Annotated in this window: 19 protein-coding genes; 16 read left to right on the top strand and 3 right to left on the bottom strand. The window is 62.3% G+C overall.

Features of this window, described 5'->3' with window-relative positions; genetic code table 11:
* Positions 1–3 precede the first annotated feature (3 nt).
* Complete coding sequence (locus BFX80_RS06710; RefSeq protein ID WP_240499692.1) at positions 4–2232, top strand: YjbH domain-containing protein; 2229 nt, start codon at positions 4–6, stop codon at positions 2230–2232.
* Between the two features lie 768 nt (positions 2233–3000).
* Here the strand turns inward: BFX80_RS06710 and BFX80_RS06700 are convergent.
* The gene (locus tag BFX80_RS06700) at positions 3001–4731 is read right to left on the bottom strand and encodes a thiamine pyrophosphate-dependent enzyme (protein ID WP_084208315.1); all 1731 of its coding nucleotides are present in this window, start codon (positions 4729–4731) and stop codon (positions 3001–3003) included.
* 430 nt (positions 4732–5161) lie between these two features.
* Here BFX80_RS06700 and BFX80_RS06695 point away from each other — a divergent pair, with 430 nt between their 5' ends.
* The 5 genes from BFX80_RS06695 (at position 5162) to BFX80_RS06675 (ending at position 11409) form a co-directional block, all read left to right on the top strand.
* Entirely contained in the window at positions 5162–6214 is a 1053-nt protein-coding gene (locus BFX80_RS06695) for an NAD(P)H-dependent flavin oxidoreductase (protein WP_240499691.1), read from the top strand.
* Between the two features lie 488 nt (positions 6215–6702).
* Complete coding sequence (locus BFX80_RS06690) at positions 6703–8484, top strand: BCCT family transporter (protein ID WP_084208314.1); 1782 nt, start codon at positions 6703–6705, stop codon at positions 8482–8484.
* A gap of 126 nt (positions 8485–8610) precedes the next feature.
* Positions 8611–9987, top strand: a complete 1377-nt coding sequence (locus BFX80_RS06685; protein WP_084208313.1) for an NAD(P)/FAD-dependent oxidoreductase — start codon at positions 8611–8613, stop codon at positions 9985–9987.
* A 148-nt stretch (positions 9988–10135) separates the two neighbouring features.
* Positions 10136–10516, top strand: coding sequence for a nuclear transport factor 2 family protein (locus BFX80_RS06680; protein ID WP_157109445.1), 381 nt, complete (start codon positions 10136–10138; stop codon positions 10514–10516).
* Between the two features lie 266 nt (positions 10517–10782).
* Positions 10783–11409 carry a helix-turn-helix domain-containing protein gene (locus BFX80_RS06675; RefSeq protein ID WP_084208311.1) on the top strand — a complete coding sequence of 209 codons (627 nt, stop codon included), beginning with the start codon at positions 10783–10785 and terminating at the stop codon, positions 11407–11409.
* Between the two features lie 24 nt (positions 11410–11433).
* On the opposite strand, the gene BFX80_RS06670 is transcribed toward BFX80_RS06675, so the two are convergent.
* Positions 11434–12162, bottom strand: coding sequence for a FadR/GntR family transcriptional regulator (locus tag BFX80_RS06670; RefSeq protein WP_084208310.1), 729 nt, complete (start codon positions 12160–12162; stop codon positions 11434–11436).
* 342 nt (positions 12163–12504) lie between these two features.
* On the opposite strand from BFX80_RS06670, the gene BFX80_RS06665 reads away from it, so the two are divergent.
* From BFX80_RS06665 to BFX80_RS06645, 5 genes are all read left to right on the top strand, one after another.
* The gene (locus BFX80_RS06665) at positions 12505–13533 is read left to right on the top strand and encodes a 4-hydroxythreonine-4-phosphate dehydrogenase PdxA (RefSeq protein WP_084208309.1); all 1029 of its coding nucleotides are present in this window, start codon (positions 12505–12507) and stop codon (positions 13531–13533) included.
* A gap of 59 nt (positions 13534–13592) precedes the next feature.
* Complete coding sequence (locus tag BFX80_RS06660; protein ID WP_077373800.1) at positions 13593–14765, top strand: L-rhamnonate dehydratase; 1173 nt, start codon at positions 13593–13595, stop codon at positions 14763–14765.
* Positions 14766–14775: 10 nt separating this feature from the next.
* A complete protein-coding gene (gene araD1, locus BFX80_RS06655; protein WP_084208308.1) occupies positions 14776–15783 on the top strand; it encodes an AraD1 family protein in 1008 nt (335 codons plus the stop codon).
* Positions 15784–15943: 160 nt separating this feature from the next.
* Positions 15944–16942 (top strand): TRAP transporter substrate-binding protein, encoded by a 999-nt coding sequence (locus BFX80_RS06650; protein ID WP_084208307.1) that lies wholly within the window; start codon positions 15944–15946, stop codon positions 16940–16942.
* Positions 16943–16980: 38 nt separating this feature from the next.
* Positions 16981–17994 (top strand): amidohydrolase family protein, encoded by a 1014-nt coding sequence (locus tag BFX80_RS06645; protein WP_084208306.1) that lies wholly within the window; start codon positions 16981–16983, stop codon positions 17992–17994.
* Here BFX80_RS06645 and BFX80_RS17785 read toward each other — a convergent pair.
* Positions 17967–18107: a hypothetical protein gene (locus BFX80_RS17785; protein WP_157109444.1), complete on the bottom strand. Its 141-nt coding sequence runs from the start codon at positions 18105–18107 to the stop codon at positions 17967–17969. The two genes, BFX80_RS06645 and BFX80_RS17785, sit on opposite strands and share 28 nt — an antisense overlap.
* On the opposite strand from BFX80_RS17785, the gene BFX80_RS06640 reads away from it, so the two are divergent.
* The 5 genes from BFX80_RS06640 to BFX80_RS06620 all read left to right on the top strand — a co-directional run bounded on the left by BFX80_RS06640 (position 18106) and on the right by BFX80_RS06620 (position 23432).
* On the top strand, positions 18106–19149 hold the full coding sequence (locus BFX80_RS06640; protein ID WP_084208305.1) for a TRAP transporter substrate-binding protein: 1044 nt from the start codon (positions 18106–18108) through the stop codon (positions 19147–19149). The two genes, BFX80_RS17785 and BFX80_RS06640, sit on opposite strands and share 2 nt — an antisense overlap.
* A 145-nt stretch (positions 19150–19294) precedes the next feature.
* On the top strand, positions 19295–19945 hold the full coding sequence (locus BFX80_RS06635) for a TRAP transporter small permease (RefSeq protein ID WP_127734912.1): 651 nt from the start codon (positions 19295–19297) through the stop codon (positions 19943–19945).
* On the top strand, positions 19942–21222 hold the full coding sequence (locus tag BFX80_RS06630; RefSeq protein WP_084208304.1) for a TRAP transporter large permease subunit: 1281 nt from the start codon (positions 19942–19944) through the stop codon (positions 21220–21222). The genes BFX80_RS06635 and BFX80_RS06630 overlap by 4 nt, the downstream gene beginning before the upstream one ends.
* A gap of 95 nt (positions 21223–21317) precedes the next feature.
* Complete coding sequence (locus BFX80_RS06625) at positions 21318–22364, top strand: DctP family TRAP transporter solute-binding subunit (protein ID WP_157109443.1); 1047 nt, start codon at positions 21318–21320, stop codon at positions 22362–22364.
* A gap of 132 nt (positions 22365–22496) precedes the next feature.
* Positions 22497–23432, top strand: coding sequence for a YncE family protein (locus BFX80_RS06620; RefSeq protein WP_084208302.1), 936 nt, complete (start codon positions 22497–22499; stop codon positions 23430–23432).
* Positions 23433–23472 lie beyond the last annotated feature (40 nt).

Raw genomic sequence — 23472 nt, 5'->3', positions numbered from 1 at the left:
AGCATGCATCATTTCCCCTCTTCTCCCGCCATGCAGGCCAGGCCGCGTCTGGCACCGCTGCCACGCATCATCCGCAGGCTGGCGCTGCTCAGCGCGGGCGTGATGCTGGCCCCCGTGAGCCACGCCGGCGTGCTGGATGGCCCGCAGCCCGTCGAGAGCCGCCTGAGCGGCCTGGGGCATGGTCAATCGGATTTCGGCGGCGTCGGGCTGATGCAGACACCGACGGCGCGCATGCAGAAGCCGGGCAGCATCCACTTCTCCTACAGCCAGGTCGAGCCGTATCAGCGCTATAACGTCAGCCTGCAGCCGCTTGACTGGCTGGAAGTGGGCTTCCGCTATACCGAGGTCACCAACCGTCTGTATGGCGAATCCATCGCCGGTGACCGCGATTATCTGGACAAGGGGGTCGATGCCAAGATCCGCCTGTGGGAAGAGAGCCGCTATCTGCCGCAGCTCGCGGTCGGCCTGCGCGACATGGGCGGTACCAGCCTGTTCGGCAGTGAATATCTGGTCGCCAGCAAGCGCTGGTATGACCTGGACTTCACGCTGGGACTGGGCTGGGGGTATCTGGGCTCTCGCGGGGATCTCTCCAACCCGATCGGCTGGATACGCGACAGCTACAACGACCGTCCCGGTCGCGGCGAGACCGGCGGTGACCAGGGTGGCGAGTTCTCCCTCAACAGCCTGTTCAAGGGCGACATGGGCGTGTTCGGCGGCGTGGAATGGCAGACCCCGTGGGACCCGCTGGTGATGATGGTGGAGCTGGATGGCAACGACTATCAAAGCGAGCCACAGGACAACGATCAAGCGCAGGACAGCCCGATCAATCTGGGCGCTCGCCTGAGCGTGACCGACAACCTGACCCTCAAGGCCGGTTGGGAGCGGGGCAATACCGCGATGCTGGGCGTCAACTTCGGGGTGGATCTCGCTGGGCTCTCCCAGGCCAAGCTGGATCGCCCGCCGGAGGCCTTGCAGGCAAAAGCCCCCTCACGCAACCAGGTCAGCTGGCCTGAGCTGTCCCGCGAGATCCAGGCGCAATCCGGCATTCGTGTCGATAGCCTGTCCCGCGAAGGTACGGCGCTGATCGTCAGCGGCGAGAGTACGCGTTTCCGTTCGACCGCACAGGCCGAAGGGCGTGCCAACCGCGTATTGCACAACCGCCTGGATGACTATTTCGAGAGCTTCCATTACCGCCTGCGCTCCGGCGGCCTGGATACCCGCGAAGATGTCCACCAGCGTGCCGATATCGTCAACGCCGGTCACGACGCCCGCCAGCAGCTGCGCTATACCCATGGCGTCTATGCGCTGGCCGCCACCGAACCCGACAGTGACGAGGCACAAGGTGCCGCGCGCTACCCGGGTGAGAAGGTGCTGCTCGAGAATCCCGATGATCGCTGGAGCGCCGGCTTCTCCCCCGGCCTCAACCAGAACATCGGCGGCCCGGATGGCTATCTCTATCAAGCCTATCTGCGCGGCTCAGCCGCCTGGCGTACCGATCGCCACGGCTGGCTCTCCGGCTCGGCGCAGCTGACCCTGTTCGACAACTTCGACAAGTTCGATTACATCTCGGACTCCAAGCTGCCGAGGGTTCGCTCCTATATCGGGCGCTATATCGAAGAGACCGACGTTGGTATCGACAACCTGCAGTACACCCGCACCCACCAGTTCGGGCGTGACTGGTACGGCATGGCCTATGGCGGCATCCTGGAGATGATGTATGCCGGTGTCGGCGCCGAGGTGCTCTATCGTCCGCTGGGCTCTCCACTGGCCTACGGGGTCGATGTGAACTGGGTCAAGCAGCGCGAATTCGACCAGCAGTTCGGGTTGCGCGACTACTCCACCACCACCGGCCATGCCAGCGTCTACTGGGATACCGGCTACGAGGATGTGCTGGCCAAGGCCAGTATCGGCCGCTATCTGGCAGAAGATGTCGGCGTGACGCTGGATGTCTCGCGCGGCTTCGCCAATGGCGCACGCATGGGTGCCTGGGCCACCTTCACCGATGCCGGTGACGACTTCGGTGAGGGTAGCTTCGACAAGGGCCTCTACATCGTGCTGCCGCTGGATGCCTTCTTCATGCACTCCACCCGCGACAATGTCGGCCTGGCGTGGAATCCGCTGACGCGTGATGGTGGCGCCCGCCTCAATCGCAAGTTCAGCCTGTATGACATGACCAGCTATCGCGACATGGACGACTACTGGCGCGGTTTCGCCTCACAGGTATGGAAGTGATACTCCATTTCACTGCATGATAAGCATGAAGGCCTCGATCATTGATCGAGGCCTTCATGTTCTTGAGCGCCGACAAGTATTGCTGTCGATTATGATTCGACATGCTTAATACACTCTGACTCATATATATACTGAGCCAAAATACCTTCTGGCGAATGAAAGATACTCCCTGCTCTCTTTGGCAATGGATACCTTCAATTGAAGCAAGCAGGAAATACCATTCATCGGCACTGGATTGTTCTCAGCGCCATCGGCTCAGTAAGAGCAATAGCCACCCTTGTGATGAGAACCAGTCCCACCATGGGGGTGCTGACCTTTGGGGCAAGCGTAGGCAGAACCTGCACTGAGGACCAGAAGTGCGAGGAAAGACAAGGCGATTTTCTTCATGATGAATGACCTGATTGATTTTTGATTTCTGATATACAAACAGGGCGAATTAAACAACAACTGCATATTTTCGTAAAGTCATATTCACAATGTTTTCACCTGACAGGAATGGGTCAAGACAATATATCGCATCTATCCCTTACTCAACTTGAGAATGATTATTCTTCCACAAATCCAAATTGCTATTCCGAGTCCAGATTTGTCATGCAGCGCATTTGACAGGTACCCGTTACCTAGTCGCAATGCCGGAGAGGCTAGGATAGCGAAGCGAGATAGGCCTCACTCAGGCTGAGTGAGGCCTATGTTGAATACCTGGGCACCGCTGATTGGCTGACAGCCATCTTTATCAGGCAATCAGCGGCGATCCCCCGTGAGCATGTCTCACCGCCCGGTGAAGTTGTTGCGCACCAGATCGACCACGTCATCCATGCGCCCATTGAGCACCGCCTTGGCGGAGTAGAGCGCGGTGGAAGCGACCTGCCCGGCTTCGATGTGCGGCGGCATCACCAGCTCCATGCGGTTGACCTTGACCTCCAGCACTCCGGGGCCGTCCTGGGCCAGCAGGCTCTGCACTGCCTCATCCAGCTCGTGCTTCTCCTCGACACGCCGTCCCCACAGCCCCATGGACTGGGCGACCAGCGAGAAGTCGGGATTCTCGAGTTCGGTGTAGGTATCCAGGATGCCCTCGACCTTCTGCTCCAGCTCAACGAAGCCCAGCGTGCTGTTGTTGAAGATGACGATCTTGAGCGGGATCTTCTCCTGCTTGAGAGTCAGCAGGTCCCCCATCAGCATCGACAGACCGCCATCACCGCACATGGCGATCACCTGACGCTCAGGGTAGGCCTTCTGGATGCCGATGCCCTGAGGGTAGGCATTGGCCATGGTGCCATGCATCAGACTTGGCAGCGTGCGGCGCTTGCCGTTGGCGCGGATGTGACGCAGACACCACACCATGGGGCTACCGCCATCGGCGGTGAAGACGGCGTCCTCACTGGCATGGCGGTCCAGCGCCAGGGTCAGCTCCTGCGGGTGAATCAGATGCTCATCGTCGGAGGTGACGGCGGCCTCGTCGCGTGCCTCGAGATATTTCTTGCGGCAGCTGTCAAGCCAGCCGCTGTCATCACGCGGGTCCACGCGGGTCAGCAGCGCGTCGCAGGTGTCCTTGACGCTACCGACGACACCGAGATCCACCGGATGACGGATACCGATCTTGCCGGGGTCGAGATCCACCTGGATCACGGTGGCCTTGTCCGGATAGAACTGGGACCAGGCAAAGCTGCAGCCCAGCAGCAGCAAGGTGTCACATTCCGCGACGGCCTCGTAGCCGCCCTGCAGACCGAACACGCCGGTCATGCCGACTTCCTGCTCGTTGTTGGGCTCGATGAAGTCCTTGGCACGCGACGTCCAGGCCACCGGCGCCTTGAGGCGACGTGCCAATGCCAGCACTTCTTCCTGCGCATCCTGACAGCCGACCCCAGCGTAGATCGACACCTTGCCCGGCTGATTGAGCGCCTCGGCGACGGCGGCCAGCTCCTGCTCACTCGGACGGATCACCGGCGAGAAGCGGTGGGCACGCCAGGGCAGCGAGGCCTTCGGCTTCTGCGGGAAAAGGTCCCCCGGGACGATCAGCACCGCGACCCCACCTTCCGCCAGCGCCTTCTGCGCCGCGATGGCCACCATGCGGCGAGCATTCTCGGGATTGGTCAGGTATTCACAGAACACGCTGTACTGGGAATAAAGCGCCTTCTGGTCCACATCCTGCGGGAAGCCCACGCCCATCTCGGCGGTATCGATCTGCGAGGCGATGAACACCACCGGTGCGCCATTGCGATGCGACTCGATCAGACCATTGAGAAAGTGGGTGCTCCCCGGGCCACAGGTGCCGGCACAGCACGTCAGCTCCCCGCTGATGAAGGACTCGCCCCCTGCCGCGAAGCCGGCCACCTCCTCATGCCGCACATGCACCCACTCCATCTCGGAGCGCCGGATGGCGTCGGTGAAATGGTTGATGGTATCGCCGACGATGCCGTAACAGCGCTTGGCACCTGCCTCGAGCAGGGATTCGGTGATGATCTCGGAGACGCTATGGGCCGAAGAATGGGACTTGGACATGGGGGCGCTTTCCTTTTCCGTTGAGTTGCGGTGAAGGATGAGCAATGCATTCACTCATTCGAATAAACAGTAAACAAGACGTTGGGATGACCCGAGGAAATGCAATGGTGAGGGCGCAAGGCATAAGTGGCACACGGCGTTGCGTGCGGCGTAGCATGACCCTGTGGCACCCGAGCCACTCCGCCTGATCACGCCACTCCGCCTGATCACGCCACGCAGCGTGCACAGGCGGAGTGAACAGGCAGAGTTGTCCATGCAGAGCAGAGCGCAGTGCTGGAGAGAGCGATACTGAAGAGAGCAATGCCAGAGAGAGCAATGCCAGAGAGAGCAATGCCAGAGAGAGCAATGCTGGAAAGAGCGCAATACTGGATGGGGCAATACTGGAGAGCGCGCAATGCCGGGGAGAACGAAAATGCTGAAGAGGATGGGAATGCAGTGGCCGATCATTCAGGCCCCGATGGCAGGCGTCTCGACGCCTCGTCTGGCAGCCGAGGTCTCGAAGGCAGGCGGGCTGGGCTCGATCGGCGTCGGTGCCACGGATGCCGACGGCGCCCGCAGGATGATCACGGAACTGCAAGCGCTGACCGACAGGCCCTTCAACGTCAATGTCTTCGTGCACCCGGCCCCGACACATGACGCTGCTCGCGAGAGCGCCTGGCGGGAGTGGCTGACGCCGCACTTCCAGGCCTTCGAGGCAACGCCCCCCGCCAGACTCGACACGCTCTATACCAGCGTCGCCGATGACCCCGACATGCAGGCGATGTTGCTGGAGACTCGCCCACCCGTCGTCAGCTTTCACTTCGGCCTACCCTCACGCGATTTCATCCGCGCCTTGAAGGAGGCAGGCATCTGGCTCATGGCGACAGCGACCCACCCGGGGGAAGCCCGCGCCATCGAGCGGGCCGGCCTGGACGCCATCGTGGCGCAGGGGTTCGAAGCGGGAGGTCATCGCGGCATGTTCGATCCTAAAGCCGCGGATACCCAGCTGAGCACTGCCGCCCTGACCAGGCAGCTGGTAGACGCCACGCACCTGCCGATCATTGCCGCAGGTGGCATCATGAATGGTGAGGCCATTGCCGCCGCTCTCGCGAATGGCGCCGTGGCAGCCCAACTCGGAACCGCCTTCATCGCCTGCCCGGAATCCAGCGCCGATGCCGCCTATCGAGACGCACTCGCAGGGCCGGCAGCGCATGACACCCGCATGACCTCGATCGTCTCGGGCCGCCCCGCACGCATTCTCGCCAATCGATTTGCCCGCCTGATGGAAGACCCATCATGCCCCACACCACCGGACTACCCTCTCACCTACGCCGCCGGCAAGGCGCTCAACGCTGCCGCCAGATCGCAGGGCGACACCGGTTTCGGGGCACAGTGGGCGGGCCAGGGCGCCCCGCTGGCCAGAGCGATGCCAGCGGGAGAGCTGATGGCAATATTGGGAAAGGAATATCGAATGGCATGTAGGGCAATGTCGTTACGGAGGTAACGGGTCAGAGCAAGGCGCTGTACCTTCCGTGCAGTGCCACTCCTGACAGGCTGCCTCACTCCACTCTCAGCATCCACACTCCCCCTCACCTCCTCTTTCCTATCCCGTTCCTCCCCCTACCTCTGTTCGCCCGCCTTCGACCCTCGAACCAATCTGCGCAGTGCACCCAATTGATTCTTTATTTCAAGGTGTTAGCGCTAGAAGCCTACCAATTCGCATATAAATGAAAAAATACCTAAAAATTTCACTTGCGTGATTTACACCGCCGTCTATTTTCATTTTGACGCGAGAAGATTCATCGAGTGCTGCATCAGCTGCAGCGCATTCACTGACGATGGATGGGGACCTTGCCGCTTCGATGAATGGCGAGGTCCCAGCCCCCGCTCCCATGACAACAATAAAATCTGCTCTCGATATTCCTGTCGGCTTGTCAGGTGTCTGACGAGATCTGGCGTGGAGCATCAGGGCCCCTTCCTGGAGGCATCCCAGTGACAGCAACACGCAATCCCGCAGCGGCTGAGCACGCTGGCAGCAACGGCGTTCCGCGCTCGTCCGGTCTGCTTGGCGACTACGACAAGGGGCTGTTCTGGCCCGTTCTCAGCATCTACACCCTGATCATGATCTACGCCCTGGCGGCACCGGAGCAGACCGGCGCGGCGCTGTCCGGCATACGCGACTTCCTGATCTTCAACTTCGGCTGGAGCTTCGTGCTTGGTGTCGCCGCGACACTGATCTTCAGCTTCTATCTGTTGCTCAGCCCCTTTGGCGGCATCCGGCTGGGGCCGGACGACTCACGCCCTGAATTCAGCTATGTGGCGTGGATCTCGATGATCTTCAGCTGCGGACTGGGCATCGGCTTCGTGTTCTTCAGCGTCGCCGAGCCATTGACGCATCTCTACACCTCCTCGCATGTGCAGGACCTCAATCAAGTCGGCCAGCAGGCCGGGGTATCGACCGCGATTCTCGACACCTTGATGGACTGGGGCATAAATGGCTGGGCACTGTTTGCCGTGGCCGCCTGGGCCATCGCCTTTCCGGCCTATCGCCTGGGGCAGCCGCTAACGGTCGCCACCGGCCTCTACGGCCTTCTAGGAGAGCGTTGCAACAGCAGCCTGTGGGGCAAGCTTGCCAACGGGCTGGGCGTGATCGGCACCATCGGCGGCAATGCCACCATGATCGGCCTGGGCGTCACCTCCATCAGCTATGCCTTGAAGGTGCTGTTCGGGCTCGAGTTCGGTGCCTTCGGTCAGGCCATGGTGATGCTGGTGATCATCATCGCCTACGTAGCATCGGCGGCAACCGGCATCGAGCGCGGCATCAAGTACCTCAGCCTGCTCAACATGGTCATGGCCGGTGCCATATTGCTGGCGCTGCTGGCCTTCGGTCATGCACCGGCGCAGTACCTGCTGAACATGATCACCCAGCAGTTCGGTGACTACTTCGGCTCGGTGTTCGTCACTCAGTTCTGGGCCGATGCGGGCAGCTTCGAACAGCGCGAATGGGTGGGCTGGTGGATGATCTTCTACTGGCTCTGGTACATCTCCTACATCCCCTTCTGCGGCGGTTTCATCGCGCGCATCTCCCGCGGCCGCACCCTGCGCGAATTCGTGTTCGGCGTGGTGGTGGTGCCGATGCTGCTGTCGATCGTATGGTTCAGCATCTGGGGCGGCTCGGCCGGCTATGCCGAGGTCAATCAGATCGTGCCGCTGTGGGAGAGCGTGCAGGGCAATCCGGAATCCGGCATCTACCTGTTGCTGCAGAGCATGCCCGGCGGCTGGTGGCTGTGCCTCGCGGTGCTGTTCAACATCGTCGTCTTCGCCGTCACCACCTCGGATTCGGCCTCGTTCTTCTCGGCCATGCAGGTCTCCAATGGCAACGAGAATCCAAAGATCCTGATGCGTCTGCTGTGGGGCGTGATCATCGGTGTCACCGGCATCGTCTTCCAGCTTGCCGGAGGCTTCAACGCCATCAAGAGCCTGGCGATCGTGGTCGGTGCGCCCTTCTTCCTCGTCAGCATCGCCTACATGTTCTCGGTCTATCGCATGCTCAAGGCGACCCACGAGCAGCCCGCGACGGCCATGCAGCCGGCCCCTCAGGCCAGACCGATGCCTGCCGAAGCCGCTGAGCCTGAAGCCCCGAGCGCTGCCACACCCGCCACGCCAGCTACCACGTCCAGTACCTCGCCAATTACCACGCCAGGCACCACTGCCACGCCAACCCCGCACGCCCTCCCGGGATCGGGAAGCCAACCCATCCCGGGCGCGACCTGAGCGGCATGATGCGCCTCACATCGACTCGGGCAGGCAGAGACCCCAGAGCGCAACGCGCCTGGACAAGCACCGCCATTGATCGCCAATGACAACGATCGCCAACAACAACACGGATGGTGACCCACGATGACTGTCAAGCAGCCTTACAACCCTCACTACGACCCTCTCAAGGACACATCACCGGGTGAAGGAGTGGATTATGCGCCGAGCTACTGGCGCTACCACGCCGGCCCGCCTCCCGAGGATGATGGCCCCATCACTGACGACATGGAGGCAGACGTGGTGCTGATCGGCGCCGGCTTTACCGGCCTTGCCACGGCGATGTTCCTGGCGCGCGAGCACGGCATCAAGGCGGTGGTGCTGGAGGCCAATCAGATCGGCTGGGGCTGCACCAGCCGCAATGGCGGCCAGGGCCATCTGGCCTGGGGACGCCTGAGTCGCAGCCAGTGGGTCAGGAAATGGGGGGTCGACATGGCGCGCCAGCTGCACGCCAATAGTCTCGAGGGTTTCGAGGTCTTCAAGTCCCTGACCCAGGACCCGGAAGTGGATTGCGAGCCTCAACCGCTGGGCAATCTGCTGATCGCCCATAGCCCACAGGCCATGCAGCATCTCGAGGCCGAATCACGCCTGTGCAACAACATCCTCGGTTACCGGACCCGGACACTGGACCGTGCGACGGTGCATCGGGATTTCATGGGCGATCAGGAAAGTCACGGCGCGATGCTGGAGCCCGAGGGCATCGCGGTACAGCCGCTCAAGCTGGCCTACAGCTATGCGCGTATCGCGCGCCGCCATGGCGCCAGAATCCACACCAGCAGCCCGGTGCAACACTGGACGACAGAGAACGGCATCCACTATCTGCAGACACCGGGAGGCACGGTAAAGGCACGCGCGGTAGGCATCGCCACGGCGGGCTATACCAGCCCCAACCTCCACTCACTGACCGCCTATCGCAACATGCCGATCATGGCCAATTCGGTGTGGACGCGCACACTGACCGACGATGAGATCGAGGCTTGCGGCCTGCGTTCGACCATCCTGACCACGGATACCCGCAAGCTGCGCTATTACTATCGGCTGCTGCCCGAGAAACGCCTGCAGATCGGCACGCGCAGCGCCATCAGCGGCGCGGATGCGCAGAATGCTCGTCATCTGGATGTGGTGCATGCCGCCATTGCACGCAAGTTCCCGGCGCTGGCCGGCATCGAGACACCGTGGTTCTCGCATGGCTGGATGGATATCTCCCACGACATGATGCCGCGCATCGTGCAGCCGGACCCCAAGCAGCAGATCTTCTACTCCCAGGGCTACAGCGGCAATGGCGTGTCGTTCTCGGCCTATGCCTCCAGACAACTCGCTGCGCTGATCGCCGGTCAGTCACTGCCCGAGCGCCACCTGCCGATCTTCAACTCCCCGCTGCCCGCCCATCCGCTCAGGCCGATCCGGCGCATGGGGCAGCATCTGCTCTACAAGTATTTCCAGGTGCTGGACAAGGTGAGTTGAGCCACGACTCGCTCTCTACGCTCTTCGCTCTTCGCCAACCGACCACCGTCTTTCATGTTGCTCAACACGCCGCGGCGCTCCCGAATGACGTCGCGGCACCTCCCACTGGCATGCCACTCGCGGCATGCATGCACCAGAGACCCTTACCATGAACCGTGAACAGATGACCGCCATGTTCGATGCCTTCAATCGCCACGCCATCGATGACGTCATGGAGTACTTTGCCGATGATGTGGTCTTCGACACCGTGTCCGGCGATGAGGCGCACGGCACGCGTATCGTCGGCAAGGCCGCCGTGCGCGATGCCTTCGTGAACACCTGGACGACCATGCCTGATGTGCAGTGGGCCAAGGGCGAGTTCTTCTTCGCCGATCAGCGCGTCGTCTCCGAATGCACCTTCATGGCGACCCAGCCCGATGGCCTGCGTGTCGAGGCCGATAGCGTGGATCTCTTCACCATCGAGAAGGGCAAGATCACCCGCAAGCAGGCCTTCCGCAAGCAGCGACCGGCCTTTGCCCCAGCCGGGTGATTTTCACGCCCGGCGCACACGCAAAAGGCCAGTCATCATGACTGGCCTTTTGCGTCTCAAGCGTTATCTCAGAAGTCGCTATCTCATAAACCGCTATCTCAAGCCCTGAATCAACACCAGTCCTGACACGACGATTTGATAACGTCACTGACTTATCTCTCCACGCCGCATGCTGATAATCTTGCTGATGAAAACCACTTCACGCTTTTCATCTACATGAAACGCCACGCATTGACCGCCAGCTCCCATTGCCAAGAGGAAACCGGATGACCACGGAGACAGACTCCTCACAGGCATCAGCCGGCAGCACCGCACTCAGCAATGCAGAACAGGAAGACCGTCGTATCGGCAGACAGCTGCGCGACCTGCGCAAGTCCCGTCAGATGACACTCAGCCAACTGGCGAAGCGCGTCGGAAAATCCGTCGGCTATCTGAGCCAGGTGGAGCGCGGCGTCTCCTCCCTCCCCATCGGGGTACTACAGGCCCTGAGTGATGCCCTCGGTGTGCGCGTCAGCTGGTTCTTCCAGCCGGGCGGGAGTGACTCGGCAGCCGAGCAGGAAACTATCGTGCGCGCGGATCAACGCCGCGCCATGAACCTCAGCGCCATCGGTGCACGGGAAGAACTGCTCTCCCCCCGCCTGAGCGGTCAGCTCATCCTGATCATGACCCGCCTGCAGCCCGGCGGCAGCGGCGGGGAGACGCCTCGTGAGCGGCGCGGTGAGGAAGCGGGCTATGTGGAAAGTGGCCAATTGGAGCTGACCATCGGCGAGCAGGTCTTCCTGCTCAACCCGGGCGACAGCTTCTCGCTGACCGGGGAGGAACCCCACTGGATTCGCAACCCCGGCGAGACCGAGACCCGCATCGTCTGGGTGATGACGGGCGTGGAGTACTGAGCCCCTCATCTCCATGAGACCCCTTCAACGAGGCATCTTGTCCCGCGTCGTGTAATAGACGCTGTCGATATGCGAGAGCATGGCGCGTTCGGCGGCGTCAGGGTCGCCGGCGCGCAGCGCTTCGACGATACGTACGTGCTCTTCATAGCTGCGCTTGATCGAGCCATGCTCGGCCATGACCTGGCGACGAATGTTGAGCGCATAGGTATAGAGCTCGTGGGCGTAGCGGATCAGGATCTCGTTGCGCGAATACTCCGCGATCACCTGATGGAAGTTCTGATCCGAGAGCTGGAAGTTCACCGGCGAGTCGAAATGCTGGGACTGGGCGTCCAGCAAGGCATCCAGCTTCTTGAGGCCCGCGGCATCGATGTGCCGTGCTGCGCGGCGGGCGATGGCCGACTCCACCACGATACGGCTCTCGAAGACGCTCTCGATGTCCAGATTGTTGAGCTCGTCGCCCTGCTGACGTGCGGGATGATTGCGAAAGCTGTCGATCACCGCCTCGCTGGCACACACCCGTGACTTGCTGCCATGCGAGACATTGAGCAGGCCATACCCCGTCAATAGTGCCAGCCCCCCGCGCACGGTCTCGCGACTCACTTCAAACAGCTGCGCCAGCTCACGCTCGCTGGGCAGCTCATCCCCATCGCGCAACAGGCCGGTCAGGATCATCTCGATGAGCTTGTCGGCGAGAATTTCCTTCTTGGTCTGATTCTTCAGCGCTTTCTCGAAGGCGAAAGGCGTCTGGTTCATGCGGCCCCCACTGGTATAGATTTCATACCAGAATAACTGACAACCGAATCAGACGCACCAGAAAACCGACCATGGTCGCAATTTTCGAGAAATCCTTGACCAATCATCGTGCGCTCGGCTAGTTTTCATCTCAACTGGTCCGGTAAACCAACCAGCAGTCCAATCAAGTCGTGATATTTCACAGTCCTGAACCGTCCTGAACTGTCTTGAGAAGGCCCTCACGCCAGAGGCCGGACTGCTGAGCACGCCCGACATCGACACGATCGACAACGGTCGACGACAACGATCTACCACATCGATCGACAACGACAACAACGACGACAACACCAAGAGGCTGACCCCATGTCCGCAACACGCCCTGTCATTGCCCTGACCCTCGGTGATCCCGCCGGTATCGGCCCGGAGCTGATCGCTCGCCTGATCGCGGAACCCGAGCAGTTCGCCGAGACCCACAGCGTGCTGGTCGGGGATCAGTGGCTTTGGGAGCAGGGCCAACGCCAGGCCGGGCTCTTCACCGAGCTGCCACGCGTCACAAGCTTCGCGGAAGCCCGTGAACATGAAGGCCTGTCATTGATGCTGGTGGAGAGCGTGGCACAGCAGGAGGTGACGCTGGCCGAGGAAAGTGCCGCCTGTGGCGCCTCGACCCTCGCGGTGCTGTCTCGTTGCCTGGAAGCGGCCCAGAACGAGGAAGTCGACGCCATCTGCTTCGCGCCCCTCAACAAGCTGTCGATGAAGAAAGGCGGCCTTGGCCATGAAGATGAATTGCACTTCTTCGCCGAGACGCTGGGCGTCAAGGGCTACTTCTGCGAGTTCAACACCCTGGGGACGCTGTGGACCTCGCGCATCTCCTCGCATATCCCGCTCAAGGATGCCGCCGAGTACGTCACTCAGGAGCGCATCATCGCCGCCAGCCAGCTGATTCATGACTCGCTGACACTGGCCGGTGTCGAGCAGCCGCGCATCGCCGTGGCCGCCTTCAATCCCCATGGTGGCGAGGGCGGCACCTGCGGGCGTGAGGAAATCGATGTCATCGCGCCGGCCGTCGCCGAGTGCCGCACCCAGGGCTATCCCGTGGAAGGCCCCTTCCCGGCTGACACCATCTTCCTCAAGGCACGCGACGGCGAGTACGACGCCATCGTGACCATGTACCACGACCAGGGGCAGATCGCGATCAAGCTGCTGGGCTTCAAGTCCGGCGTCACCGTCCAGGGCGGCCTGCCGATCCCCATCACCACGCCGGCCCACGGCACCGCCTTCGATATCGCAGGCCAAGGCAAGGCGGACGTGAACCCGACCCGTAATGCCTTCGCGATCGCCAAGCGCATGGGCACCAACCTGCGCGCGCTGCGCCTCGAGACCGCCTCGGCCTGACGCCTTGCCACTCTTGCTCACCTATCTGCGCCAACGTCATCCACAACAAGGATAATCCGATGAAAATCACCAAGGTCAGAACTCGCGTCTTCGAATGGAAAGGCCACACCGTCCCCCCCACTGCCCACTTCTGCTCCAACGCCATGGACGAGCTGTGGGACAAGGGCGACTCGATGGGCACCTTCCGCTTCCACGGCTGGACGGTGGTGGAAATCGAGACCGACAACGGGCTGGTGGGGCTTGGCAACGTGGCACTCGCCCCGCGCATCGCCAAGGCGATCATCGATCAGTACCTCGCGCCGCTGATCATCGGTCAGGACCCCTTCGACTACGAATACCTGTGGCAGCGCATGTACCGCTCCACCCACGCCTGGGGCCGCAAGGGCATCGGCATGGCCGCCATTTCCGGCGTGGATATCGCCATCTGGGACATCATGGGCAAGGCGGTCGGCAAGCCGGTCTTCAAGCTGCTGGGTGGACGCACCAAGGACAAGATCCCCTGCTACGCCTCCAAGCTCTACCGCACGGACCTCAAGGGCATGCAGGAAGAGGCCCAGTCCTATCTGGATCAAGGCTTCACCGCCATGAAGATGCGCTTCGGCTATGGCCCGCGTGACGGCGTCGAGGGCGTGCGTGCCAACCTGGATAGCGTCGCCGCCGTGCGCGAAGTCATCGGCGAGGATGTCGACCTGATGCTCGAATGCTACATGGGCTGGAACCTGGACTACGCCAAGCGCATGTTGCCGAAGCTCGAGCGCTTCCAGCCGCGCTGGCTGGAAGAGCCGGTGATCGCCGATGACATCGATGGTTACGCCGAACTCAATCAGCTGACCAGCATCCCCATCTCCGGCGGTGAGCACGAATTCACCCATTACGGCTTCCGCCAGCTGCTGGAAAAGCGCGCCGTCTCCGTCATCCAGTACGACACCAACCGGGTCGGTGGCATCACCGCGGCGCGCAAGATCAACGCTCTGGCCGAATCCTTCAGCGTGCCGGTCATCCCGCATGCCGGCCAGATGCACAACTACCACCTGACCATGGCCTCACTGGCCTCCCCGATGAGTGAGTACTTCCCGGTGCATGACGTCGAGATCGGCAACGAGCTCTTCTACTACATCTTCAAGGGCGACCCGGAGCCGGTGAACGGCTTCATCGACCTCGACGAAGAGACCCCGGGGCTGGGCCTTGAGCTGAACAGCGACTACTTCGATCAGTTCAACATCATCGAGTGAGGAAGCCATCATGAGACTCGTCCAACTTCGCACCGCCAACGGCCCGCGGGTCGCCGTGGTCGAAAGCCGCGACCAGCTGCGCCTGCTCGACTTCCCGGGCGGCACCTATGAGCTGGCCTCTCGCGCCATCGAGCTGGGCATCGGGCTCAGCGCGCTGATCGAACAGCACTACTCGCACACGCTGGTCGACTACAAGCAGGCCATCGATCGCCAGGAACTGCTGCCGCCGGTCACCCACCCGGATCGCGCGCGCTGCACCGTTACCGGTACCGGCCTGACTCACCTGGGCAGCGCCGATACCCGCGACGCCATGCATGCCGCCGCACAGGCGCAGGATGACGCAAGCCTCACCGACTCGATGCGCATGTTCCGCCTGGGGCTCGAGGGCGGCAAGCCCGCCGAGGGGCAGGTCGGCGCGCAGCCGGAATGGTTCTACAAGGGTGACGGCAGCATCGTGGTGGCACCGGAAACCGCGATCAGCGTGCCGGCCTTCGCCGAAGACGCCGGCGAAGAGCCCGAGCTGGTCGGCCTGTACGTGAACGATGCCAACGGTCAGCCGCATCGCATCGGCTACGCGGTAGGCAACGAGTTCTCCGATCACATCACCGAGCGCGCCAACTACCTGTGGCTGGCCCACTCCAAGCTGCGCGCCTGCAGCTACGGCCCTGAACTGCTGATCGGCGAGCTGCCCCAGCACCTGGAAGGCACCAGCCGCATCACCCGCGACGGCCAGACCCTGTGGGAGAAGCCCTTCCTGACCGGTGAGGCCAACATGGCCCACAGCCTGGCCAATCTGGAACACCACCACTTCAAGTACGCCCAGTTCCGCGCGCCGGGGGATCTGCACGTGCACTTCTTCGGCACCGCCACCCTGAGCTTCGCTGATCAGATCAAGGTGCAGGAAGGCGATCGCTTCGAGATCGAACTGCCCGCCTTCGGGCGTGCACTGCGCAATCCCGTCGCGTTCGAGACCCAAGACAACCAAGCGGAGCAGCTATCCGCCATGGCGGTGCTTTAGGGCCAACGATAAACACAACAAGTAGAGAAAGGATCAGGGTCTTGAGAATTCCGCCTTCCTACGGCCCTGATCCCAGCAGTACCAGCACCTCCACCACCACCAGCAACACCGCCTGTACGCATCAGAAGCATCACGACAATAACGAGAAAAGGGCTTCGCCATGACACTCTCGACCCGCCACGCCACCGCCTCACTCATCACCGCCGCCCTTGCCAGTCTGCTGCTGGCAGGCCCCGCACACGCCGCCACCTCGCTGACCTTCGCGCATGCGCATCCGGTCACCGACTCACAGCACCTGGCCGCCGAACGCTTCGCCGAACGTCTGGCAGAACGCAGTGACGGTGAACTGACCGTCAAGATCTTCCCCAACGGCCAGTTGGGCAATGACCAGGCCATGATCTCGGGCGTGCGCAGCGGCACCATCGATATCGAGCTCTCAGGCAATCCCTACTTCAGCGGGCTGGTCGGCGAGCTGAACGTGCTGGATCTGCCCTTCCTGTTCGACACCCGCGAGCAGGCCTATCAGGTACTGGACGGCGAGGTCGGTCAGGACCTGCTGACCGCCATGCAGCCGCAGCAGATCGAAGGACTGGCCTTCTGGGAAATCGGCTTTCGCAACCTGACCAACTCGCGACGCGCGGTCGAGAACGCCGATGACGTCAGCGGCCTGACCCTGCGCACCACCCCGAATCCGGCGCATATCGCCGCCTTCCAGGCACTCGGCGCCAATCCGACCCCGATGCCCTTCGCGGAGCTCTATACCGCGCTGGAAACCCGCACCGTGGATGGCCAGGAGAATCCGGTCAGCCTGATCCGCTCCGCCAACCTGTACTCCGTGCAGGAGCACCTGTCGCTCACCGCACACGCCTACACCGCCGCCCCCTTGATCATGAACAAGCAGACGTTCGACAGCCTCGCGCCCGAACTGCAGACGCTGATCAAGGAAGAAGCTCAGGAAGCGGCCCGCTATCAGCGTCAGCTCAATCATGACAATGAGCAGGGCGATCTGGCCTTCCTCGAGGAGCAAGGTATGCAGGTCGTACGTGAGCCTGATACCGCCAGCATGCGTGCCAAGGTCGCCGAGCCGGTACGCGCCGAGTTCACTGCTAAGCACGGCAGCGAGCTGCTGGATCGCATCGACACCGCGCTCGCGCGCTGATCACGCTCGCCTGACTCGCCCATGCAAGGAGGCACGCCATGCTCTCTGACTCACTCCAATTTCCGGTAATGCCTGTGCCTCTGGCGGAACTCGGCGAGCAGCGCGCACGTTATCTGGCCAGCCGCCAGGAGGAAGATCTGCCGATCATCGATGCCCACATGCATGTCTGGGACCCGACGCGGAACTACCACCCCTGGCTGTGTGATGAGCCGATGATCCTCTTCCGCTACGGCGACTACTCCGCGATCCGTCGCCCCTACCTCCCCGCCGAGCATCTCCAGGCGGCGGGCGAGGCGCACCGGGTGCTGGGGTGCGTCTACATGGAGGCGGAATGGGCGCGGGGCGATGCGCTCAAGGAAGTGCGCTGGATCGAGGAGACTGCCCGCGAGAGCGGCTGGCCCAACGCCATGATCGCCCAGGCCTGGCTGGATCAGGATGACATCGGCGAGCAGCTCGAGAGCCTTTGCACATCAGGGATGGTCAAGGGTGTCCGCCACAAGCCGGCCGCACTGGAGCGTCACGATCCGGCGCTTGCCACCCATGCCTTGCCCGGCTCGCTGCGCTGCCCGCGTTATCAGTCCGGCGTCAGTGACGTCGCCCGCCACGGGCTGATCTTCGAGCTGCAGGTGCCCTGGTGGCACCTGGCGGAACTGCTGCCGCTGCTGGAGCGCCATCCCGAGATGCCAGTGGTGATCAATCACGCCGGCGTGCCCGGGGATCGTGATCCCGACACCCTGCGGGAATGGTCACACGCCCTCGCCAGGGTCGCTGTCTGGCCGCAGGTGATGATCAAGTTCTCCGGTCTCGGGATTGCGGGTCAGGCCTGGCGTCTGGAAGACAACCGCGAGGTCTTCGACAGCGTGCTGCGTCATTTCGGGGCCCAGCGCGTGATGTTCGCCAGCAACTTCCCGGTCGATGGGCTGGTGACCTCTCTCGACACGCTGTTTCAAGGCTTCAAGACACTCAGTCGTTCGCTCAGTCCCGAGCAGCGACTCGCGCTGTTCTGCGACAACGCCGTGCGCTGCTACTCGCTGGACACCAGCGTCCAGTGACCGATCGACACCGCGGCGATCAACTCAGCAACGATCAACTCAGCAACGATCGCCATCACCACGATTGCCATCACCACGATTGCCATAACAACAACTCGCAAGGAATTCGCCATGTCCATCCGCCACGCTCTGCTCAAAAAAACTCAGTTCAAAAAAGCCCAGCATACGAACGTCCTGCTCAAGACGGTCTCCACCCTGGGGTTGATGCTGACCTTCGCGACCACCGCCCACGCCGAGATCACCGCGCGCATGGGCACCAGCCTGCCGGAGGCGCATCCCCAGACACTGGGCGCCAAGAAGTTTGCGGAGCTCGTCGAGGAGAAGTCGGACGGCGAGATCACCATCACGGTGTTCTCCAACGGCATTCTGGGCAATGACGTCAACATGACCTCGATGCTGCAGTCCAACACCCTGGACTTCACCGCGCCCTCCACCGCCACGCTGAGCAGCCTCAACCCTGACTTCAACATCGTCAGCCTGCCCTTCCAGTTCGATGACAGTGAACACGCCGATGCGGTGCTGGATGGCGAGGCCGGCCGTGCCCTGCTCGCAAGCCTCGATGACAAGAAGCTGGTGGCACTCGAGTACTGGGAGAACGGCTTCCGTCACATGACCAACAGCCGCCGTCCCATCGAGACGCTCGAGGACATCGAGGGCCTCAAGATTCGCACCATGCAGAACGCCCTCTACATCGACCTCTTCAACGGACTGAATGCCAACGCTGTGCCCATGTCGGTCAATGAACTGTTCACCGCCATGGAAACCCGCACGGTGGATGGTCAGGAAAACCCTTACACCGTGATCGACGCCAAGCGCTTCTTCGAGGTCCAGACGTACCTGTCGCGTACCGCGCATGCCTATGACGCCCAGGTGCTGGTCGCCTCGGCAGGCTTCATGCAGTCACTCGATGACGCCCAACGCCAGCTGGTCCGCGAGGCCGCTCGTGAAGCCACGCTGTATCAGCGTGAGCAGAGCCGTGCCATGAACGAGGAACTGCTGAGCGAGCTGCAGGACAAGATGACCGTCAACGTGGTGGCGGACAGTGAACGTCAGCGCATGCGTGAGGCACTGGCACCGGTGATCCAGCAGCACACCCAGGCGCTGGACCCGGCGGTGGTGACGCAATTCCAGGCAGCGCTGGCCGACGCCCGTTAGTCAACACAACCAGTCCCGGCGACCAGTCTGAGCAACCCGTTCCGGTGACCAGTCCCAGAAAACGACCCGCGGCAGTGCTGCCACGACTCGCCACTGCGTCGCACTGTCGCGCCGTCATCGAGATGCTTCCTTCGGGGATAACACCATGAACAAACTGACCCAAGAGATGCCGTTATCCATGTCGATCAAACCGCCCATCGCGCCATCCTCCGAGTCACGGGGAAGCCACGCCACCCCGCTGGCGTCAACGGCGCCTACCCGCACTGCCACCGGCATCACGACGATCTTCAAGGGACTGGAGAAGGCCCTCACCCTGCTGATGGTACTGGCACTGGTGGCGATGATCGCGCTGGTCTTCGTCAATGTCGTGCTGCGTTACGGCTTCAACAGCGGCATCTCGATCAGCGTCGAGCTGTCCCGCTTCCTGTTCGTCTGGGTCACCTTCATGGGCGCCGTGACGGCATTGATCCGTCAGGAGCACCTGAGCGTCAACACCTTCGCCGACAAGCTGCCGGCGGCATGTCGCAGGGTGCTGGATCGCATTGTCACTCTGGTGATGCTCGGCTGCTGCCTGATGCTGCTCAAGGGCAGCTTCGATCAGACGGTGCTCAACTGGCGCAATCTCTCTCCCATCAGCGGCATTCCCGTCGGCGTCTTCTATCTCGCCGGCCTGATGGCAGGCGTATTGATGTCGCTGATCCTGCTGTGGCGACTGCTGACGCCCCTTGCCCTGCATGGCATCACGCCACCGAATGCCGCCAGCCCCTCATCTGATCAGCAAGGAGACACGCCATGACCATCGGGCTCTTCCTCGGCTCCCTGCTGGCCGCCATCGGCCTGAGCCTCCCCATCGCCTTTGCCCTGCTGGTCAGTGCCATCGTGCTGATGCTGCACCTGGATCTGTTCAACTCGCAGATCCTGGCCCAGAACCTCGTCAACGGCGCCGACAGCTACACCCTGCTGGCCATTCCCTTCTTCCTGACCGCCGGGGAAGTGATGTCGCGTGGCGGGCTCTCCCAGCGCATCGTCACGCTGGCGATGTCGCTGGTGGGTCACCGCAAGGGCGGACTGGGTTTCGTGGCCATCTTCGCCGCCATCGTCATGGCCAGTCTGTCCGGCTCCGCGGTCGCGGATACCGCCGCGCTTGCCAGCATGCTGCTGCCGATGATGCGCAAGGCGGGCTATCCGCTGGGCCGCTCCTCCGGCCTGATGGCCGCCGGCGGGATCATCGCGCCGATCATCCCGCCCTCGATTCCGCTGATCATCATCGGGGTCGCCGGTGGCATCTCGATCGGCAAGCTGTTCCTCGCCGGGATCGTGCCGGGGCTGATCATGGGCGTGACCCTGGTGGTGATGTGGCTGTTCATGACCCGCAAGGAAGATCTGGTCGTCACCAAGAAGGCCAGCGGGCGTGAGCGCCTCAAGGCACTCAAGGACAGCTTCTGGGCCATCATGCTGCCGGTCATCATCATCGGCGGCATCAAGAGCGGCATCTTCACCCCGACCGAAGCCGGCGTGGTCGCCGCGGTCTACGCCATCTTCGTCGCCACCGTGGTCTACCGCGAACTGGACTTGAGCCAGCTCTACGCCGTCCTCGCCCAGGCCGCGCGCAGCACCGCCATCGTGATGTTCCTGGTGGCTGCCGCGATGGTCGCCTCCTGGCTGATCAGCATCGCCCAGCTGCCGCTGATGGTCGCCGGTCTGCTGCAGCCGCTGGCCGATGATCCGCGCATCCTGATGCTCGCCATCATGGGCATCGTGCTGGTGGTCGGCATGGTGATGGACCTGACGCCGACCATTCTGGTGCTCACGCCGATCCTGATGCCCATCGTCAAGCTGGCCGGTATCGATCCGGTCTACTTCGGGATCATGTTCGTCCTCAACTGCGCCATCGGCCTGATCACCCCGCCGGTCGGCAACGTGCTCAACGTGATCACCAGCGTCGGCAACCTCAAGTTCGAGAAGGCGGTCAGTGGTGTCGCGCCCTTCGCCCTCGCCTATGTGGTGATCCTGCTGCTGTTCGTGGCCTTCCCGCAGATCATCACCGTGCCCCTGTACTGGATGACCGACTGACTCGCAGTTCTGCAGGCCGCCAGCGCCACTCACGACAACCGAGCCATTCACGACAACAGCGCCACTCACGACAACAACGACAAGAGAGCCTTTCCATGACGCCAATGCTCAAGACCTCCCTCGCCAGTCTGCTTCTCCTTGCGCCAATGAGCGCCGCGCATGCAGCCACCGTGCTCAAGCTGGCCCACGCGGCCCCGACCACCGATACCCAGCAACAGGCGGCCGAGCGCTTCGCCGAGCTGGTCAAGGAAGGCACGGATGGCGAGATCACCGTCAACATCTTCGGCAACGGCGTGCTCGGCGGTGACCAGCAGATGATCGCCGGCGTGCGCAGCGGCACCATCGATATCGAGCTGTCCGGCAACCCCAACTTCGCGGGCCTGCAGCCGGCGCTGGGCGCCTTCGATCTGCCCTACATCTTCCCGGACCGCAAGACGGCCTATCAGGTGCTGGACGGCAAGGTCGGCGACGATGCCCTGGCACTGCTCAAGCAGGACAACCTCAAGGGCCTGGCCTTCTGGGAGGTCGGCTTCCGCGCGATGACCAACTCGAAACATCCGATCAAGACTCCCGCCGATGTCGATGGCCTGGTGATGCGCACCAACTCCAACAAGTCTCTGATCGAGGCCTTCTCCCTGCTCGGCGCGAACCCGGTACCGATGCCGCTGGGTGAGCTCTACACCGCGATGGAGACGGGCACGGTCGATGCGCAGGACCACCCGATCAGCATCGTCTGGTCGGCGGGTTTCTACGAAGTGCAGGACTACCTGTCACTGACCAACCAGGCCTACACCTCGCTGTTGATGGTGATGAACGACGACACCTTCGAGAACCTGTCACCGGAGTATCAACAGGTGCTGGTGAACGCAGCACGCGAGGCCGGTGATTATCAGCGCGAACTGAACGCGAAGAACGAGCAGAAGATTCTCACTGAACTGGCCGCCAAGGGCATGAAGATCGAGACCGACGTCGATACCGCCGCCTTCCAGCAGGTCGTGCTACCCACCTGGGACAGCTATATCGCCGCCAATGGCCGTGACTGGATCGATGCCATTCAGGTCGCCAGTCAGGCCGGTGCCGATGTCGCGACCAACGCCCAGCCGCAAGGCACGCAGAAGACCACGGCCGCCGTGACTCAGTAACGCACAAGCGCTTTTTCGTTTTCCCTATCTGTCACTCCAGCGAGGGCACAGGCCCTTGATAACCAGAGCCTGATATCCAGGCCCTGACAAACAGGCCCTGACAAACAGGCCCTCGCTGATTGGAGAAATGTCATGTCCCGAGATGTTCTGCTGCTCAACCAGAAATGCGCGCACACCCTGAGCCTTTACGATGCCACCAGCGGCGAGGAGCTCAACCATCTGCGCCTGCCGGACTACCCGCATGAGTTCGTGGTGGATTCCACCGGCCGCTACGCCTTCGTGGGCCACTACGGCATCCTCGGCGCCGACTGCATCGGCGATCAGGGCGGCTGCTCGGTGTTCGTGGTCGATCTCGAGACCTTCACGCTGGTCAACACGCTCAGCACCTGGCCGTACTACCGCATCCATGGGCTGGGCATCGATGAGCAGGATCGTCTGTATGCGATGAGCGAGGGCCACAACACCCTCTTGCTGTTCAACACGCCCCTGACCCAGACCACGCCAGACCTGGCCGTGTCCTCCGGGGGCTACAAGACTCACCTGTTCGCGCTCACCAAGGCAGGCGACTGGGCCTACGGCATCAACCTGCTCAGCAACACCATCACCAAGTTCAAGCCGCACGATGCCACCTTCGCGCCCATCGCGATGATTCCGGGCCGCAAGCCGGAAGGCAACAGCCTGTCCGCCGATGGCCGCACCCTGTTCATCAGCAATCGCGATGACGACAGCATCGTGGCGGTGGATACCGAATCGATGACCGTGCGCGCCTCGGCGACCACGGGACGTGACCCCAATCGCATCTACCGTGACCCCAGGGGCCGCCTGATCACCACCAACTACGGCGAAAGCTCGCTGTCATTGTTCGATGAAACGCTGGCACCGCTGGGCACCATCCAGCTTGAGGCGGTTCCCATCGCGATGAGCTTTCATCCGGATGGCGAGCAGGCCTTCGTCTCGCTCAAGGGGGATCGCATCGCGGTGCTGGATCTGGAGAGCGGTCAGGTACGCCGAAGCTTCGCGACGCGCGCCGAGCCGGACGTGTCTTGCTTGTTGGTGCGTGACCACTGAGTCAGTGGGCACTTGATACTTCTTGCCAGGACACGAGCCA

It is taken from the genome of Cobetia marina (genome assembly GCF_001720485.1).
Taxonomy (GTDB): domain Bacteria; phylum Pseudomonadota; class Gammaproteobacteria; order Pseudomonadales; family Halomonadaceae; genus Cobetia; species Cobetia marina.
Note: the sequence above shows the minus strand (reverse complement) of the source record. Positions and strands in the feature narration are given on the sequence as shown.